Consider the following 17,211-nt stretch of genomic DNA (forward strand, 5'->3'; position numbering starts at 1 on the left):
CCGAGGCGGGCGGCTGCGGCCGGGTGGCCTGCGGCGGCTGCCCGGTGGCCGGCGGCGCGGGCGGTGCCGTGGCGGCCGTCGGCGGCGCGGTGGTGCTCGCGGTGCCGGGGTACGGCGGGGCCGGCGGAGCGACGGGACGTGGGGGCACCTGGCCTCCCCCGGCGTACTGCGTCACGGTCACCTCCCGACTTCTTCCAGCGGGACACTACACGGCGGCCCGGCGGCGGGCACAGTCCGCCGCCGGGCCGCTGACCTGCCCTCAGGGCGACGTCAGCGCGTGGTGAGCTGCTCCGCGAGCGCGCGCAGCGCCAGTTCGTACGAGCCCAGTCCGAAGCCGGCGATCGTCCCGGAGGCCACCGCGGCGATCACCGAGGTGTGCCGGAAGGTCTCCCGGGCGTACGGGTTGGAGATGTGCACCTCGATCAGCGGCGCGGTCCGCTGGGCGGCGGCGTCCCGCATGGCGTACGAGTAGTGCGTGAACGCCCCCGGGTTGATCACCACCGGCACCCGGCCGTCGGCGGCCTCGTGCAGCCACTCGACCATCCGCTGCTCGGAGTTGGTCTCGTGGACCTCCACCTCGAAGCCGAACTCCTTGCCGAGCGCGGTGCAGCGCTCGACCAGTCCGGCGTACGAGGTGGCGCCGTAGACGTCCGGCTCGCGGCTGCCGAGGCGGCCGAGGTTGGGGCCGTTGAGCACCATCACCCGGGTCACGAGGAGACCTCCGCGTAGGCGGCGACCAGCAGGGACGGGTCGGGGCCCTCCAGCACGGAGGTCTTGCCGAGGCCGTCCAGGACGATGAAGCGCAGCAGGTCGCCGCGCGACTTCTTGTCGATCCTCATGGCGTCCAGCAGCTTGGGCCAGGCGTCGGCGCGGTAGCTCAGCGGCAGGCCGACCGAGCCGAGCACCGCGCGGTGGCGGTCGGCCGTCGCGTCGTCCAGCCGCCCGGCGAGCCGGCCGAGCTCGGCGGCGAACACCATGCCGATGGAGATCGCCGCGCCGTGGCGCCACTTGTAGCGCTCGTTGCGCTCGATGGCGTGGCCCAGGGTGTGGCCGTAGTTGAGGATCTCCCGCAGGCCGGACTCCTTGAGGTCCCCGGAGACCACGTCGGCCTTGACCTGGATGGCCCGGCGGATCAGCTCCACGGTGTGCGGGCCGGACGGGGTGGTGGCGCCCTCGGGGTCGGCCTCGATCAGGTCGAGGATGGCCGGGTCGGCGATGAAGCCGCACTTGATGACCTCGGCGAGGCCGGAGACGTAGTCGTGCCGGGGCACGGTCTCCAGGGTGTCGAGGTCGGCCAGCACGCCCACCGGCGGGTGGAAGGCGCCGACCATGTTCTTGCCCTCGGCGATGTTGATGCCGGTCTTGCCGCCGACCGCCGCGTCCACCATGCCGAGCAGCGTGGTCGGCATGGAGATCCAGCGCACCCCGCGCAGCCAGGTCGCGGCGACGAAGCCGGCCAGGTCGGTGGTGGCGCCGCCGCCGAGGCCCACGACGACGTCGCTGCGGGTGAAGCCGGTCTGTCCGAGCACCGACCAGCAGTACGCGGCGACCTCGGCGCTCTTGGCGTCCTCGGCGTTGGGCACCTGGAGGGCGATCGCCTCGTAGCCCTCGCCGAGCAGGTCCTCGCGGATCGCGTCGGCGGTCGCGGCGAGCGCCTCCGGGTGGATGAGCGCCACCCGCCGGGCCCGCCCGCCGATCAGCGGCGCCAGTTCGCCGAGCAGCTGGTGCCCGATCAGCACGTCGTACGGGTCGTGGCCGGCGCTGCCGCCGACGTGAATCCTGACGATCTCACTCATGAGGGGTTTTCAGCTCCAGTGCTTCGAGTACGGCGTCCGCCACCTGCCCGGGTGTGCGGCCGGCGGTGTCGACGACGGCGGTGGCCACCTCCAGGTAGAGGGGGCGGCGGGCCTCCATCAGCTCGCGCCAGCGGGCCCGGGGGTTGACGGCGAGCAGCGGGCGGGGGGCGTCCAGCCCGACCCGCTTGACCGCGTCGGCGAGCGGGACCTCCAGGAACACCACCGGCAGCCCGCGCAGCAGTTCCCGGGTGGCGTCGGCCATCACGGCGCCGCCGCCGAGGGCGAGGACCCCGTCGTGGGTCTCGGCGGCGTCGCGCACCGCGCGCACCTCCAGCTCGCGGAAGTGCGGCTCGCCCTCGTCGATGAAGATCTCCGGGATGGGCTTGCCGGCCAGCCGCTCGATGTCGGCGTCGGTGTCCCGCAGGCCCACGCCCAGGCGGTCGGCGAGGGCCCGCCCGACGGTGGACTTGCCACTGCCGGGCGGGCCGACCAGCACCACGAGGGGTGCGGTCATCGGACGATCAGGTTGTCGAGGTAGCCCTGGACGTTGCGACGGGTCTCCGAGACGTGGTCGCCGCCGAACTTCTCCATCACCGCGTCGGCCAGCACCAGGGCCACCATCGCCTCGGCGACGATGCCGGCGGCCGGCACGGCGCAGACGTCCGAGCGCTGGTGGTGCGCCTTGGCGGGCTCGCCGGTGCGCACGTCCAGGGTCTGCAGGGCGCGCGGCACGGTGGCGATCGGCTTCATCGCGGCCCGCACCCGCAGCAGCTCGCCGGTGGACAGGCCGCCCTCGGTGCCGCCGGAACGGCCGGAGGTGCGCTTGACGCCCTCGGGGGTCGGGACGATCTCGTCGTGGGCCTGGGACCCGGGGACCCGGGCCAGCTCGAAGCCGTCGCCGACCTCGACGCCCTTGATCGCCTGGATGCCCATCAGCGCCGAGGCCAGGCGCGCGTCCAGCCGGCGGTCCCAGTGCACGTGCGAGCCGAGGCCCACCGGCACGTTGTACGCGAGCACCTCGACCACGCCGCCGAGGGTGTCGCCGTCCTTGTGGGCCTGGTCGATCTCGGCGACCATCGCCTTGCTGGCGTCGGAGTCCAGGCAGCGCACCGGGTCCTCGTCCAGCCGGGCCTCGTCCGAGGGCAGCGGCAGCACGCCGGCCGGGGCCTTGGCGGCGGCCAGCTCGACCACGTGGCTGACGATCTCGATGCCGCAGGTCTCCTTGAGGTAGGAGCGGGCGACCGCGCCCAGCGCCACCCGGGCGGCCGTCTCACGGGCGCTGGCGCGCTCCAGGATCGGCCGGGCCTCCTCGATGGAGTACTTCTGCATGCCGGCCAGGTCGGCGTGGCCGGGCCGCGGACGGGTCAGCGCCTCGTTGCGGGCCAGGCCCGCGAGCACCTCGGGGTCGACCGGGTCGGCCGACATGACCTGCTCCCACTTCGGCCACTCGGTGTTGCCGACCATGATCGCGACCGGGCTGCCCATGGTCAGGCCGTGCCGGACGCCCCCGAGGAAGGTCACCTCGTCCTGCTCGAACTTCATCCGCGCGCCGCGGCCGTACCCGAGCCGGCGCCTGGCCAGCGCGTCGGCCACCACCTCGGTGGTCACCGGTACGCCGGCGGGCAGGCCCTCCAGCGTCGCGACGAGTGCGGGGCCGTGCGACTCCCCCGCCGTCAGCCAGCGCAACGTACCCAACGGAGCTCCTTCGTCTGCGGACCGGCCGCAGGGCTCCTGCGGCCCGACCGGGCGTGCCTTCTCCCCCGAATCCTTTCACGACCGGGGCACGCCCGGGGGCACGGTCCGCGTAACGGACAGCGACCGGCCGACAAGCGGACGGCAGCGCTCCGTAAGACTTCCGGTCTCAGTGCTCGGCGAGCGCGGCCCCGCCCGCCGCGCGCATCGCCGCCAGCGGGCCCGGGCTCCGGCCGGTGAACCGCTCGCTCTGCAGCACCGCCTGGTGCACCAGCAGGTCCAGCCCGCCCAGCACGGTCGCGCCCCGCTCGGCGCAGGCCGCCGCGAGCGCGGTCGGCCACGGGTGGTACAGCACGTCGAACAGCGCGCCCGGGGCGGCGGGCAGCGCGGCCGCGAAGCCGTCGGTGGCGCCCACCGGGGTGGTCGAGACGGTCAGCGGCCGCTCCAGCGCCTCGGCGCCGCGCTCCCAGTCGGCCGTGCGCAGGTCCAGCCCGAGCCGCTCGCCGAGCCCGGCCATCTCCCTGGCCCGCTCGGCGCTGCGCACGTACACCGTCACCTCGCCGGTGCAGATCTGCGCCAGCGCGGCCAGCGCCGAGGAGGCGGTGGCCCCGGCGCCCAGCACCGCGGCGGCCGGCACCTTCTCCACCCCCCGCTCACGCAGCGCGTTGACCAGCCCGGGGACGTCGGTGTTGTCCCCGACCCGGCGGCCGTCCGCGGTGAACACCACGGTGTTGACCGCGTCCACCGAGCGCGCCGTGTCGCTCACCTCGTCGAGCAGCGGGATGATCGCCCGCTTCAGCGGCATGGTGAGCGACAGGCCCGCCCACTCGGCCTCGTCCAGCCCGGCGACGAAGCCGGGCAGCGCGGCCTCGTCCACCTCGAAGCGCTCGTAGCGCCAGCCGTCCAGGCCGAGCGCCGCGAAGGCCGCGCGGTGCAGGACGGGCGAGAGCGAGTGGGCGATCGGGGAGCCGAGGACGGCCGCCCGGTGCTTGGTGGTCACGTGGGAACTCCGTACGCCGGTGCTACTTGCCGGTGCTACTTGGTGGTGCAGTGGCCGCGTTCCTTGTCGAAGCCCTGGCCGGCGGCCGTGCAGTAGGCCTCCACGTTGACCAGGTGCTCCTTGTAGGTGTCCGCGAAGCGGGTCTCCTTGGAGGACATCGCGATGAAGAACAGCCACTTGCCGTCGGCCGGGTTGAGCACCGCCTTGATCGCGTCCTCGCCCGGGTTGGAGATCGGGCCGGGCGGCAGGCCCGCGTTCAGGTAGGTGTTGTACTTGTTGGACGCGTCGTCCATGTCCTTCTTGGTGAGCTCCTTGCGGCCCAGCGAGTACTGCAGCGTGGTGTCCATGCCGAGGCGGTGCTGGGTCTCGGTGGCGTTGGCCAGGCGGTTCTGGATGGTCTTGGCCATCTTGGCGAAGTCCGCCGAGTTGTTGCCCTCGGCCTGCAGGATGCTGGCCTCGATGATCACCTCGTAGCCGTTCTTGAGGCCGATCTTCGGCGCCTCGGCGTCCAGCGCCGCGTAGCGCTCGGAGGCCTTCTGCACCATCTGCTTCAGCAGGTCCTCGGGCTTCATGCCCTCGGCGATGGAGTAGCGGGCCGGCCAGAGGAAGCCCTCGACGTTGCCCTGGGCGTACGCGGGCAGCCCGAGGCTGCCGGCCTGCGCCTTGGCGACGTTCGCCGTGGTGCCCTTGTTGAGCTTGAGCTTCTTGTCGATCGCGTCGTAGATCTGGGCGGCGCGCAGACCCTCCTGCACGATGAGCGTCTCACCGCCGGCCGCGTCGACCAGCAGCTTGACGGCCTCCTCGGCCGCCATCTCCTTGGGCAGGCTGTAGAAGCCGGGCTGGATGGTGCCGGCCTTGGGGTTCTTGTCGAAGGCGTCGGTGAAGGCCTCGACGCTCTTGACCACGCCGGCCTCCTTCAGGGCGAGACCCATCTGGCCGCCGGAGGCGCCCGACTTGATCTCCACCTTGACGGTGCCGGTGCCCTGGCCGACGTAGTCCGGCGGCGGGCCGAAGTGGTCCTGGTAGAAGCCGTAGCCCCACCAGCCGGCCCCCGCGACCCCGCCCATCAGGACGAGCGCGACCAGCAGGCAGGCACCGCCGTTGCGGCGGCCCGACTTCTTGCCCTTCTCCTTGCGCTTCTTCTTGGCCTCGCGGGAGTTGTCCTCCTCGCCGAGGAAGCCGCCGTGCTCGTCGTCGGCGTAGTCGTCCTCGGGGTGGCCGTCCTCGTGGCCGTCCCACTCGTCCTCGGCCTGCCCGTCCTCGGCCGGGCCGGCGCCGGCCTCCAGCGCGGCGGCCTCGGCCTCCCAGTCGATGCCGTCCGGGCCCGGGCCGGAGCGCCGGGCGGCCGGCTCCTGCGCCGGCGCGGCCTGCGGCTGGGCACCGCCCTGCGGCCGGACCGGCTGCTGGACGGCCTGGGCCTGCTGCTGGGGCATCCCCTGCTGCGGGCCCTGCTGCTGGTAGACGCCCTGCTGGCCGCCGAAGGACTGCTGGCCCTGCTGGGGGTAGCCCTGCTGGCCGTACTGCTGCTGCATCCCCTGCTGCTGGGGGTAACCCTGCTGGCCGCCGTACGTCTGCTGGCCCTGCTGGGGCATCCCCTGCTGCTGGTAGCCGCCCTGCTGGCCGCCGAAGGACTGCTGGCCCTGCTGGGGGTAGCCCTGCTGGCCGTACTGCTGCTGCATCCCCTGCTGCTGGCCCTGCTGTCCGTAGGGGTCCTGCTGCTGCCCCTGCGGGTACTGGCCCTGCTGGTACTGCTGCTGCCACTGGCCGTCCTGCTGGCCGGGGACCGGCTGCTGACCGCCGTACCCGGGATCACCGGGGTGCCACGGCTCGGAGCCCTGGGGGCCGTAGCCCCGACCCAGATCGGTCATTGATCCCCTTAAACCGACGGAGACGACCGGATGGATCGGACCGGCCGTCCGGGACGGCGTCCCGGTTAGTTCTCGAACCGGCGTGCTATCCGCAGCGCCTGGAGGGAGACGCTACCGTACCGCAGACCCGCCCCGGACCGGGCCGAGGCCCCCTCAGTGCGTGGACGCACCCGTGGTCGGGACCGCCGACCCGCTCTCCTGGGCCTGAACCGCGTTGAACTCCGCCACGTTGCGCTGGTGCACGTCGAAGCTGTCGGTGAAGCGGGTGTCACCGGGCCGGACCGTCACGAAGTACAGCCAGTCCCCCGCCGCCGGGTCGACCGCCGCCAGCATCGCCTGCCGCCCCGGATTGCCGATCGGGGTGGGCGGCAGCCCGGGGTGGACGTAGGTGTTGTACGGGGAGTCCAGCTTGGTCTCCGTCACCGTGGTGTCGAGCGTGGAACGGCCGAGCGCGTAGTTGATCGTCGAGTCCAGCTGCAGCGGCATCTTCCTGGCCAGCCGGTTGTAGATCACCCGGGCCACCTTGGCCATGTCCTCGGGGTTGTCGGCCTCGCCCTGCACCAGGCTGGCGATGGTCACCAGCCCGTACACGCTCTGCCCGTAGTTCTGCGCGACCAGTTCGGCGTCCTCCCGGGCGTACTCCTTGGCCGCCCGGTCGATCATCTGCTTCAGCAGTTCGATCGGGGTCGTCTCGTCGCTGACGCCGTACGTGGCGGGGAACAGGTAGCCCTCCGGGAGGTTCTTGGCGAACTCCGGCAGGCCCAGCTCGGCCGCCCGCTCGTCGACGATCCTCTTGGTGGTGCCCTCGGCCACCTTCAGCTTCTGGTCGATCGCGGTGTAGATCTGGGAGCCGCGCCAGCCCTCGGGGATGGTCAGGCCGTTGGCGTTCGCCGGGTCGACCAGGATCGCCAGCGCCGCCGCCGCGGGCATCCGCTGCCGCAGCGTGTACGTGCCCGGCTGGATCCGCCCGGCCGCGCTGTTGCCGGCCGCGGCCCGGGTGAACGCCAGCGAACTGGCGATCACGCCCTTGGAGACCAGCGCCGCGGCGATCTGGTTGAGCCCGGCCCCCTGCGGCACCGAGACCTGCACGCTGCCGCTGCCGGAGCCGCCGAAGTCGGCGGCGACCACGGGCCGCTGCTGGTCCTGCCACCAGTCGTACGCGACGAGGCCGGCCCCGCCGAAGACCACCACCAGGGAGAGCGCGGTCAACAGGCAGGCCAGACCGGTCCGCCGCCGGTGCGGATCGGGTGCGCCGGGGCGCCGGTGGCGCGCGCCGGGCGGACGGCCCTGCGGTTCCACCACCGGCGCGCCGAGGTGGCCGGGCGTGAGCCCCGGGGTGAAGTCCTGATCGGTCATGCACGCCCCCTGCGGTCCTGCGGCGCCGGAACGGAGAAGGGGCCCGTGCGGACGCGTCCGCACGGGCCCCTCACCGGGACGTTAGAACAGGCGGGTCAGCCCGCCGCCTCGACGCTCTCACCGGGCGGGCGTCCGCTCACCCGTTCGGCCTCCAGCGCGGTCTGCAGGATCACCACCGCGGCGGCCTGGTCGACCACCGAGCGGCCCTTCTTGGCCTTGACGCCGGAGGCGCGCAGACCGTGGGTGGCGGTGACGGTGGACATCCGCTCGTCGACCAGCCGGACCGGCACCGGGTAGAGCCGGTTCGCCAGCCGGGCCGCGTACGCGCGCACCTTCTCCGCCGCCGGCCCCTCCTTGCCGCTGAGCGAGCGCGGCAGGCCGACGATCACCTCCATCGCGTCGTACTCCTCGACGATGGCGGCGATCCGGGCCTGCGACTTCACCCCGGCCGGGACGGTCTCCACCGGCGTGGCGAGCACCCCGTCGGGGTCGCAGGACGCGACCCCGATCCGGGCGTCACCGACGTCGACGGCGATCCGTCGTCCGCGCCGGAAGGGCCTTTCGAGCTGGTCCATCAGGAGGCGCGCTCCGCGACCAGGCCGCGCACCGCGGCGATGGCCCCGTCCACGGCGGACGGGTTGGAGCCGCCGCCCTGGGCGACGTCGTCCTTGCCGCCACCGCCGCCGCCGAGGGTCTTGGCGGCGACCCGGACCAGCTCGCCGGCCTTGATGCCGCGGCCGCGGGCGTCCTCGTTGGTGGCGATCACGGTCAGCGGGCGGTCGTTCGCCACGGTGAAGGCGGCGACCACGGCCGGGCGCGAGCCCAGGCGGCCGCGCACGTCCAGGACCAGCTTGCGCAGCTCGTCCGCGCCGGTGCCGTCGGCGACCCGGGCGGCGACCACCGCGATGCCGTGCACGTCCTCGGCCGAGGCGGCCAGGCCCGCGGCGGCGGCCAGCACCTTCTCGGCGCGGAAGCGCTCGATCTCCTTCTCGGCGTCCTTGAGCTTGCCGAGCATGCCCGAGATCTTCTCCGGCAGCTCCTCCGGGCGGCCCTTGACCAGCTCGGTCAGCTGGGAGACCACCGTGTGCTCACGGGCCAGGAACTTGTACGCGTCCATGCCGACCAGGGCCTCGACGCGGCGCACGCCGGAGCCGATCGAGGACTCGCCGAGCAGCTTCACCAGGCCCAGCTGGGCGGTGTTGCCGACGTGGGTGCCGCCGCACAGCTCCTTGGAGAAGTCGCCGATGGAGACGACCCGGACCTCGTCGCCGTACTTCTCGCCGAACATCGCGATGGCGCCGGCCTTGCGGGCCTGGTCCATCGTCATGACCTCGGCGGTGACGTCCAGTTCGCGGGTCAGCACGTCGTTGATCTTCTGCTCGACGTCGGTCAGCACGCTGCCGGGCACGGCGGCGGGCGAGCCGAAGTCGAAGCGGAAGCGGCCCGGCGCGTTCTCGGAGCCGGCCTGGGCGGCCGTCGGGCCGAGCGCGTCACGCAGCGCCTGGTGGGTCAGGTGGGTGGCCGAGTGGGCGCGGGCGATCGCCCGGCGGCGGTCCACGTCGATCGTGGCGTACGCGGAGGCACCGAGCACGACCTCGCCGAACAGCACGCCGCCGGAGTGCACGATGACGCCCGGCACCGGCTGCTGCACGTCGCGGATCTCGACGACCGCGCCGGAGTCCAGCCGGATCCGGCCGTGGTCGGCGAGCTGGCCGCCGCCCTCGGCGTAGAACGGGGTGCGGTCGAGGATGATCTCGACCTCGTCGCCCTCGGTGGCGGCCGGCGCCGGGACGCCGTCCACCAGCAGGCCGACCACGCTGGCCTCGCCCTCGGTCAGGGCGTAGCCGGTGAAGACGCTGGCGCCCGACCGGTCCGCCACGTCGCGGTAGGCGGCGACGTCGGCGTGGCCCATCTTCTTGGCCTTGGCGTCGGCCTTGGCGCGGTCCCGCTGCTCCTGCATCAGGCGGCGGAAGCCCGCCTCGTCCACCTGGAGGCCCTGCTCCTCGGCCATCTCCAGGGTCAGGTCGATCGGGAAGCCGTAGGTGTCGTGCAGCTTGAACGCCTGCTCACCGGAGAGCACCGCGCCGCCGGACTGCTTGGTCTCGGTGACCGCGGCGTCCAGCAGGTTGGTGCCGGAGCGCAGGGTCTGCAGGAACGCGGCCTCCTCCCCGATGACGACCGTCTCGATGCGCTTGCGCTCGGCCTCCAGCTCGGGGTACTGCGGGGCCATCGCCTTGATGGCGATGTCGATGAGCTCCTTGGCCACCGGCTCGGTGGCGCCCAGCAGCCGCATGTTGCGGATGGCGCGGCGCAGGATGCGGCGCAGCACGTAGCCGCGGCCCTCGTTGCCGGGGGTGACGCCGTCGCCGACCAGCATCAGCGCGGTGCGGATGTGGTCGGTGACCACGCGCAGCGAGACGTCCGACTTGTGGTCGGCGCCGTAGGTGTGGCCGGTCAGCTCGGCGGCGCGGTCGAGGATCATCCGGCTGGTGTCGATCTCGAAGAGGTTGTCGACGCCCTGCAGGATGGCGGCGAGGCGCTCCAGGCCGAGGCCGGTGTCGATGTTCTTGCTCGGCAGGTCGCCGAGGATCTCGAACCCGTCCTTGCCGTCGCCGTGGCCGCGCTCGTACTGCATGAAGACCAGGTTCCAGATCTCCAGGTAGCGCTCGCCGTTGACGGCCGGGCCGCCCTCCTCGCCGTACGCGGGGCCGCGGTCGTAGTTGATCTCCGAGCACGGGCCGCACGGGCCGGGGACGCCCATCGACCAGAAGTTGTCCTTCATGCCGAGGCGCTGGATCCGCTCGGCGGGGACGCCGATGACGTCACGCCAGATCTGCTCGGCCTCGTCGTCGTCCTTGTAGACGGTGATCCAGAGCTTCTCCTTCTCCAGGCCGTAGCCGCCGTCCGCGACGGGAGCGGTGAGCAGCTCCCAGGCGAACGTGATGGCGCCTTCCTTGAAGTAGTCGCCGAAGGAGAAGTTGCCGCACATCTGGAAGAAGGAGCCGTGCCGGGTGGTCTTCCCGACCTCCTCGATGTCCAGGGTGCGCACGCACTTCTGGACGCTGGTGGCCCGGGAGAACTGCGGCCGCTGCTCGCCCAGGAAGTACGGCTTGAAGGGCACCATGCCGGCGTTGACGAGCAGCAGGGTGGGGTCGTCGGCGACCAGGGACGCCGACGGAACGACGGTGTGGCCGCGCTCCTCGAAGAAGCGCAGCCAGCGGCGGCGGATCTCTGCCGACTCCATTATTGGTCCTTCCGGTCGCTGCCCCGCGGCGGAAGTGCTCGGCGGGGCGTTCGTTCGATGGCTTCGGGGGTGGTGCGGGCGCTGCTGGACGGGGGCAGGGCGGCGGCCGGGCTACCGGGCGCCGCCGAGATAGCTCGGTACTGCGGCTCGCCGCGCAGCGCTCTGCCGCGGCGGCGGGGCGGCTCGACCACGGCGGTGCCGTCCAGCCCGAGGTCCGAGCGCAGCTGCTCCTCCCGCTCGGCCATCCCCGCCCGCACGTCCTGGGCGAAGCGCTTGGCGGCGTCGCCCAGCTGCAGCGCACCGCGCGCGGCGGTGCCCGAGAGGCTGTCCGGGGTGAGCCGGTGGACGGCCTCGTTGGCCTTGTTCATGGCCCAGACGGTGGCGCCGGCGCCGACCGCCATCCAGAAGATGCGTCGCACCACGTCGTCAGCCCCTCACCGCGCGCCGGACCCGGGCGAGCAGACCGCTCTTCGGCATGGTGGCGGCGCGCACCTCGGCCCGGATCAGCCGGGCCAGCTCCTCGCGCTCGCCGGGCTGGGTGGGCAGGGTCACCGCGCCCTGCTGCTTGGCGACCGCCTTGCGGACGCCGTAGCTGAAGGCCGCCATCTTGACCAGCGGCCCGCCCAGGGTGGCCGCGACGGTGGAGGAGAGCGCGTTGGCGTTGGCGGCGGCGTCCTGCACGTTGGCGGTGATCTCGTCCACCCGCTCCAGCTGCTCGTTGGCGCTGCGCACGGCGGCGCCGGCCTCGGTCAGCAGCGGTACGGCCTGCTCGGTGACGGCGGAGACCAGGACGGTCGCCTCCCTGAGCACCCGCGAGAGGTGGACCAGTACGACCGCGAGCAGCGTGACGAGGACCGCCCAGAACACGGCCACGAGCAACCCGGCCAGCTCTCCCACGGACACCTTGTGCGCTCCCTCGCCTTGCTGTTCTCCAGACCGAACCCTATCGCGACCAGGACGGGTTTCCGGACCGGGTTTCCGGTACGCCGCCGGTGGCGATCCGGTCGGGTGTACGAGCCGCGGGCGTAACCTACCGGCCGGTCACCTCGTTGCGCCGGGTGGGCCGCCGCACCGGCGGCCCCCTCTCGTTCGGACCGGAGCGGTCCGGGCACGGACACGGGAGCAGCGCTTGGCCGGCGACTCTTCAGCACACCCCCCGGACGCCGCCCGCGGCGCGCCCCGGCCGGGCGCCCCCGGCCGGCTGCCGGCCGAGGTCACCAGCTTCGTCGGCCGGCACGAGGAGCTGACCGCCCTGGCCGGGCTGCTGGCCGGTGCCCGGCTGGTGACCGTGACCGGCCCCGGCGGCGTGGGCAAGAGCCGGCTGGCGCTGCGCGCGGCGGCCCGGGCGGCGGGCGCGTTCCCGGACGGCACCTGGCTGGTCGAGGTGGCCGCCGTCCAGGACCCGCTGCTGCTCGGGCACGCCGTGCTGGAGGCGCTGCGGCTGACCGACGGCACCGCCCGTCCGCCGCTGGACGTGCTGGCCGAGCAGTTGTCCGGGCGCCGGCTGCTGCTGGTGCTGGACGGCTGCGAGCACCTGGTGGACGCCTGCGCCGAGCTGGCGGACGTGCTGCTGCGGGCGCTGCCGGGCCTGCGGGTGCTGGCCACCAGCCGGGAGGCGCTGCGCTCGACCGGCGAGCACCTGCTGACCCTGGCCCCGCTGCCGGTGGGCCCGTCCGGCGGGCGGCAGCCGGACGCGGTGCGGCTGTTCGCGGACCGGGCTGCCGCGGTGCTGCCGGAGTTCCGGCTGACGCCGGCGCTGGCCGAGGAGATCGCCCAGCTGTGCCGGCGGCTGGACGGCATCCCGCTGGCCGTGGAGCTGGCGGCCGGGCGGCTGCGCGCGCTGTCGGTGGAGCAGATCACCGCGCGTCTCGACGACCGGTTCCGGCTGCTGACCGGGGGGTCGCGGACGGCCCTGCCCCGACATCAGACCATGCGCACGACGATCGGCTGGAGTCACGAGCTCTGCACGGTGCAGGAACGTTTGCTCTGGGCCCGCCTCTCGGTCTTCGCCGGCAGCTTCGACCTGGAGGCCGCCGAGTACGTCTGCGCCGGCCTGGGCATCGAGGCGGACACCGTCCTCGACCTGCTCTCCGACCTGGTCGCCAAGTCGGTCGTGCTGCGCGAGCAGGACCGGTACGGGGTGCGCTTCCGCCTGCTGGACACCCTGCGCGAGTACGGCGGCCACTGGCTGCGCGCCGCCGGGGACGACCGCCGGCTGCTGCGCCGCCACCGCGACTGGTACCTGGGCGTGGCCACCTGGGGCGAGGTCGAGTGGTTCAGCCCCCGGCAGACGGAGACCGCCGAACGCACCGAGCTCGCCCACAGCAACCTGCGGGCGGCACTGGAGTTCTGCCTCGCCGAGCCGGGCGAGGAGCAGCTCGCCCTGCTGCTGGCCGGCACCCTGTGGTTCTACTGGGTGGGCTGCGGCCACCTCGGCGAGGGCCGGCACTGGCTGGACCGGGCGCTCGCCCTCGACCCCGAACCCACCGAGGCCCGGGCCAAGGCGCTCTGGGTGACCGGCTACATGGCCACCCTCCAGGGCGACCTGACCTCCGCCCGCCCGGCCCTGGAGGAGTGCCGCCGCCAGGCCCTGGCCACCGGCGACGACCGGGCGCTCGCCTACGCCGTCCACCGGCAGGGCTGCGCGGCCCTGATCGGCGACGAGCCGGCCCGCGCCGCCGAGCTGTTCGAGGAGGCGCTCTGGCACTACCGGACGATCGGCGAGCTCAACAGCAACGTCCTGATGGCGATGTTCGAGCTGGGCATCGCCTACCTCTTCCAGGGCGACCAGGAGAACGGCCACCAGTGGCTCGGCCAGGTCCGCGAACTGTGCGAGGAGCACGGCGAGCAGTGGGCCTACGCGTACGGGCTGTACGCGATGGCGTACTCGGACTGGCTGGCCGGCGACGTACGGATGGCCCGGGCGCACGCCCGGGAGAGCGTGCGGCTCAACCACCTCTTCCGCGACCTGCTCGGGATCGTGCTGGCCCTGGACCTGCTCGCCCTGCTGGAGACCGAACCGGACCGCCCCGGCCACGGCGGCGACCTGCGCGAGGCCCGGGTGCTCCAGGGCGCCGCGCACCGGATCTGGCGGACGGTGGGCAAGCCGTTCTTCGGCTCGCGCACCTTCAACGGGCCGCACCTGGTCTGCGCCGAACGGGCCCGGGCCGGGCTCACCGAGCAGGAGTACACCGACTGCTTCGAGCGCGGCTCCCGGCTGGACCTGGACGCCGCGGTCGGCCGGGCCCTGGGCGGCGACTTCCCCGACGGGCCGGGCCCGCTGGCGGACCGCTCCCCGCGGCCGCCCGCGCCGGAGCCCTCCCCCGTCGGGAATAGTTGAATCTTGTCCATTGCTGGAGCGGACGGTCCCGCCGTACGAGAGGAGCAGCCGTGACCACCCGCACCACCGCCGACGAGTACCGCCTCGCCACCTTCTGGTTCGAGTCCAAGGCCTACGCCGAGGCCGCCCGCATGCTGGAGGGCGTCCTCGCCGAGGAGCCGGCGAACCTGTCCGTCCGCCTGCTGCTCGCGCGCAGCTACTACCACTCGGCCCAGCTCACGCGCGCCGAGTCGCAGCTGCGCCGGATCCTGGACGCCGACCCGGCCGAGGACTACGCCCGGCTGATGCTCGGCCGCACCCTGGAGCGCCAGGGCCGCGCCGAGGAGGCCCGTCCGCACCTGCGGCTGGCCGCCGCGATGACCGGCGCCGAGCTGCCGTGAGGGCCCGGTGCCCCGCGGGGCACCGGCCGGGAAAAGGAGCGAGCCCCCGCCGCCTCGAAGGGCGACGGGGGCTCGCTGCAGTACCGGGTGGTACCGCTCGCGGGTCAGCGCGAGTAGTACTCGACGACGAGCTGCTCGTCGCAGATCACCGGGACCTCCTTGCGCTGCGGCGCGCGGTCCAGGCGGAAGGCCAGGGCCTTCAGGTTGACCTCGAGGTACTTCGGGGTCTGGCCCTCGCCCGCGTAGCCACCCTCACGGGCGACCTGGAACGGGACCTTCTCCTTGCTACGCTCGCGAACGGTCACGACGTAGCCCGGCTTCATCTGGAACGACGGCTTGTTGACCTTGCCACCGTTGACCTCGATGTGGCCGTGGACGACCATCTGGCGGGCCTGGTAGATGGTGCGGGCGATGCCCGAACGCAGCACCAGCGAGTCCAGACGGGTCTCCAGCTCGGCGACGAGCGCCTCACCGGTCTTGCCCTCGGCCTTCTTCGCGCGGTCGAACGCACGCGACAGCTGCTTCTCGCTCAGGTCGTACTGGGCGCGAAGACGCTGCTTCTCGAGCAGACGGACCTTGTAGTCCGAGTTCTGCTTGCGGCCACGGCCGTGCTGGCCGGGCGGGTACGGGCGGGCCTCGAAGTACTTGACGGACTTCGGGGTCAGCGGCACGCCGAGCGCACGCGCGATCTTGACCTTGGGACGCTTCTGGTTCGCCATGAACCAAACCTTCCTTGCTTCACGAATACGGCTTCACCAGGTGTTGACGGAGGTCGCCTCTCGCGGTCCGGAGAAAACCCCACCGCCCGGGGGCAGTGCGATCAGCCGCTCTCCGAGGCCGGGCACGGAAGTGCAAGCACACGAGTGGCCCACCGAACCGGAGTTGGTGGGCTGCACGCGACACCGAAACGGTGCGCGACGCTCCTGGGGCCTCCCGGAGGAGGCCGCGGCCATTGCCCCGCTGGTGCGGCCGGTCGGTCAGGGTCACCCCTGCCGCCGCGCCCGGGACACGGCACTCCCGCCGAGTATACCCGCAACTCGCCCGCTCACCTCCGGGCGCTCGTACCCGGCGCCGACGGTCGTCGCTCCCTCGCTCCTCCGTCACTCCCTCGCTCCTCGCTTTCGGCACCGGCGCGCCCTTCGGCTCGGAGCGGGAATCATGCTCCGTACCAGCAGCTCAGTCCCCCTTGAGCCGACCCCTGGTCCACTCCACGATGTCCGCGTAGCGGGCCTCGCCGCCGTGCCGGGTGGGCCGGTAGTACTCCTTGCCGTGCACCGTGTCCGGCGCGTACTGCTGGGCCGCGATCCCCTCCGGCAGGTCGTGCGGGTAGCGGTAGCCCTGGCCGTGGCCGAGCTTGCCGGCGCCGCCGTAGTGGGCGTCGCGCAGGTGCGGCGGCACCGGGCCGGCCAGGCCCTGCCGGACGTCCGCGAGCGCCGCGTCGATCGCCAGGTAGGCCGCGTTGGACTTGGGGGCCAGCGCCAGCGCGATGGCCGCCTGGGAGAGGATGATCCGCGCCTCCGGGAACCCGATCAGCGCCACCGCCTGGGCGGCCGCCACCGCCGTGGGCAGCGCCGTCGGGTCGGCCAGGCCGACGTCCTCGCTGGCGGAGATCATCAGCCGGCGGGCGATGAAGCGCGGGTCCTCGCCCGCCTCGATCATCCGGGCCAGGTAGTGCAGGGTGGCGTCCACGTCGCTGCCCCGGATCGACTTGATCAGCGCGCTGGCCACGTCGTAGTGCTGGTCGCCGTCCCGGTCGTAGCGCACCGCCGCGTGGTTGACCGCGGTCTCGGTGGTGGCGAGGGTGATGCTCGCCTCGCCCTTCTCCAGCGCCGCGCCGGCCGCCGCCTCCAGCGTGGTCAGCGCCTTGCGGGCGTCCCCGCCGGCGAGCCGCACCAGGTGGTCCTCGGCCTCCTCGGAGAGCTCCAGCGCGCCCTCCAGACCGCGCTCGTCGGCGACCGCCCGGCGCAGCAGCGCACGGACGTCGTCGTCGGTCAGCGACTCCAGGGTGAGCAGCAGCGAGCGGGAGAGCAGCGGGGAGATCACCGAGAAGTACGGGTTCTCGGTGGTGGCGGCGATCAGGGTGACCCAGCGGTTCTCCACGGCGGGCAGCAGGGAGTCCTGCTGGGCCTTGGAGAACCGGTGGATCTCGTCCAGGAAGAGCACCGTCTCGCGGCCGGTCATGCCGACGGCCCGGCGGGCGCCGTCGATCACCGCGCGGACCTCCTTGACCCCGGCGGTGATCGCGGACAGCTCGACGAAGCGGCCCTCGACGGCCTGGCTGATGACGTGCGCCAGCGTGGTCTTACCGGTGCCGGGCGGGCCCCAGAGGATCACCGAGCTGGTCGCCGCCGGTCCGCGCGAGCCGGCCACCAGGCGGCGCAGCGGGGAGCCGTCCTTGAGCAGCTGGCGCTGCCCGGCCACCTCGTCCAGGGTGCGCGGGCGCATCCGTACGGCCAGCGGGGCCCGGCCGGGCTCCCTGGCCTGGCGTTCCTCGGCGGCGGCGGTGAAGAGGTCCGGTTCGTCCACACCGGAAGC

Annotated in this window: 16 protein-coding genes; 2 read left to right on the plus strand and 14 right to left on the minus strand. The window is 73.3% G+C overall.

Annotation, left to right across the window (positions count from 1 at the left end):
* The 12 genes from ACWEQL_RS11060 to ACWEQL_RS11115 all read right to left on the minus strand — a co-directional run.
* Positions 1 to 181, minus strand: a 181-nt coding sequence (locus ACWEQL_RS11060) for a hypothetical protein (RefSeq protein ID WP_452149918.1), incomplete at its 3' end; no start/stop codon positions are given.
* A gap of 89 nt (positions 182 to 270) precedes the next feature.
* A complete protein-coding gene (aroQ, locus tag ACWEQL_RS11065) occupies positions 271 to 699 on the minus strand; it encodes a type II 3-dehydroquinate dehydratase (protein ID WP_380319687.1) in 429 nt (142 codons plus the stop codon).
* A gap of 8 nt (positions 700 to 707) precedes the next feature.
* On the minus strand, positions 708 to 1,796 hold the full coding sequence (gene aroB / locus ACWEQL_RS11070; protein WP_452149919.1) for a 3-dehydroquinate synthase: 1,089 nt from the start codon (positions 1,794 to 1,796) through the stop codon (positions 708 to 710).
* Positions 1,789 to 2,310 carry a shikimate kinase gene (locus ACWEQL_RS11075; RefSeq protein ID WP_452149920.1) on the minus strand — a complete coding sequence of 174 codons (522 nt, stop codon included), beginning with the start codon at positions 2,308 to 2,310 and terminating at the stop codon, positions 1,789 to 1,791. Before ACWEQL_RS11075 ends, aroB begins: the two co-directional genes overlap by 8 nt.
* Positions 2,307 to 3,491 carry a chorismate synthase gene (gene aroC, locus ACWEQL_RS11080; RefSeq protein ID WP_452149921.1) on the minus strand — a complete coding sequence of 395 codons (1,185 nt, stop codon included), beginning with the start codon at positions 3,489 to 3,491 and terminating at the stop codon, positions 2,307 to 2,309. Before aroC ends, ACWEQL_RS11075 begins: the two co-directional genes overlap by 4 nt.
* Before the next feature lie 166 nt (positions 3,492 to 3,657).
* Positions 3,658 to 4,488, minus strand: a complete 831-nt coding sequence (locus ACWEQL_RS11085; protein WP_452149922.1) for a shikimate dehydrogenase — start codon at positions 4,486 to 4,488, stop codon at positions 3,658 to 3,660.
* 35 nt (positions 4,489 to 4,523) lie between these two features.
* Positions 4,524 to 6,356, minus strand: coding sequence for an endolytic transglycosylase MltG (mltG, locus tag ACWEQL_RS11090; RefSeq protein ID WP_452149923.1), 1,833 nt, complete (start codon positions 6,354 to 6,356; stop codon positions 4,524 to 4,526).
* Between the two features lie 153 nt (positions 6,357 to 6,509).
* On the minus strand, positions 6,510 to 7,712 hold the full coding sequence (gene mltG, locus ACWEQL_RS11095; protein ID WP_452149924.1) for an endolytic transglycosylase MltG: 1,203 nt from the start codon (positions 7,710 to 7,712) through the stop codon (positions 6,510 to 6,512).
* Positions 7,713 to 7,807: 95 nt separating this feature from the next.
* Positions 7,808 to 8,287, minus strand: a complete 480-nt coding sequence (gene ruvX, locus ACWEQL_RS11100; protein ID WP_452149925.1) for a Holliday junction resolvase RuvX — start codon at positions 8,285 to 8,287, stop codon at positions 7,808 to 7,810.
* Complete coding sequence (gene alaS, locus ACWEQL_RS11105) at positions 8,287 to 10,956, minus strand: alanine--tRNA ligase (RefSeq protein ID WP_452149926.1); 2,670 nt, start codon at positions 10,954 to 10,956, stop codon at positions 8,287 to 8,289. Before alaS ends, ruvX begins: the two co-directional genes overlap by 1 nt.
* On the minus strand, positions 10,956 to 11,378 hold the full coding sequence (locus tag ACWEQL_RS11110; protein WP_452149927.1) for a DUF6167 family protein: 423 nt from the start codon (positions 11,376 to 11,378) through the stop codon (positions 10,956 to 10,958). The genes alaS and ACWEQL_RS11110 overlap by 1 nt, the downstream gene beginning before the upstream one ends.
* A gap of 4 nt (positions 11,379 to 11,382) precedes the next feature.
* The gene (locus ACWEQL_RS11115; RefSeq protein ID WP_452149928.1) at positions 11,383 to 11,859 is read right to left on the minus strand and encodes a DUF948 domain-containing protein; all 477 of its coding nucleotides are present in this window, start codon (positions 11,857 to 11,859) and stop codon (positions 11,383 to 11,385) included.
* Positions 11,860 to 12,085: 226 nt separating this feature from the next.
* Between ACWEQL_RS11115 and ACWEQL_RS11120 the strand changes: the two genes are divergently transcribed.
* Positions 12,086 to 14,296 (plus strand): ATP-binding protein, encoded by a 2,211-nt coding sequence (locus ACWEQL_RS11120; protein WP_452149929.1) that lies wholly within the window; start codon positions 12,086 to 12,088, stop codon positions 14,294 to 14,296.
* A 50-nt stretch (positions 14,297 to 14,346) separates the two neighbouring features.
* Positions 14,347 to 14,676 carry a tetratricopeptide repeat protein gene (locus ACWEQL_RS11125; RefSeq protein WP_452149930.1) on the plus strand — a complete coding sequence of 110 codons (330 nt, stop codon included), beginning with the start codon at positions 14,347 to 14,349 and terminating at the stop codon, positions 14,674 to 14,676.
* A gap of 104 nt (positions 14,677 to 14,780) precedes the next feature.
* On the opposite strand, the gene rpsD is transcribed toward ACWEQL_RS11125, so the two are convergent.
* Entirely contained in the window at positions 14,781 to 15,395 is a 615-nt protein-coding gene (gene rpsD / locus ACWEQL_RS11130) for a 30S ribosomal protein S4 (protein ID WP_270148363.1), read from the minus strand.
* Positions 15,396 to 15,852: 457 nt separating this feature from the next.
* Positions 15,853 to 17,202, minus strand: coding sequence for a replication-associated recombination protein A (locus ACWEQL_RS11135; RefSeq protein ID WP_452149931.1), 1,350 nt, complete (start codon positions 17,200 to 17,202; stop codon positions 15,853 to 15,855).
* Between the last annotated feature and the right edge of the window lie 9 nt (positions 17,203 to 17,211).

This window comes from Kitasatospora sp. NPDC004240, from assembly GCF_053603215.1.

Excerpts from the sequence above, each read along its gene's own strand:
- ruvX (WP_452149925.1), bottom strand. The coding sequence starts at position 8,287 with ATGGACCAGCTCGAAAGGCCCTTCCGGCGCGGACGACGGATCGCCGTC.
- alaS (WP_452149926.1), bottom strand. The coding sequence starts at position 10,956 with ATGGAGTCGGCAGAGATCCGCCGCCGCTGGCTGCGCTTCTTCGAGGAG.
- rpsD (WP_270148363.1), bottom strand. The coding sequence starts at position 15,395 with ATGGCGAACCAGAAGCGTCCCAAGGTCAAGATCGCGCGTGCGCTCGGC.
- aroQ (WP_380319687.1), bottom strand. The coding sequence starts at position 699 with ATGGTGCTCAACGGCCCCAACCTCGGCCGCCTCGGCAGCCGCGAGCCG.
- mltG (WP_452149924.1), bottom strand. The coding sequence starts at position 7,712 with ATGACCGATCAGGACTTCACCCCGGGGCTCACGCCCGGCCACCTCGGC.
- ACWEQL_RS11075 (WP_452149920.1), bottom strand. The coding sequence starts at position 2,310 with ATGACCGCACCCCTCGTGGTGCTGGTCGGCCCGCCCGGCAGTGGCAAG.
- aroB (WP_452149919.1), bottom strand. The coding sequence starts at position 1,796 with ATGAGTGAGATCGTCAGGATTCACGTCGGCGGCAGCGCCGGCCACGAC.
- mltG (WP_452149923.1), bottom strand. The coding sequence starts at position 6,356 with ATGACCGATCTGGGTCGGGGCTACGGCCCCCAGGGCTCCGAGCCGTGG.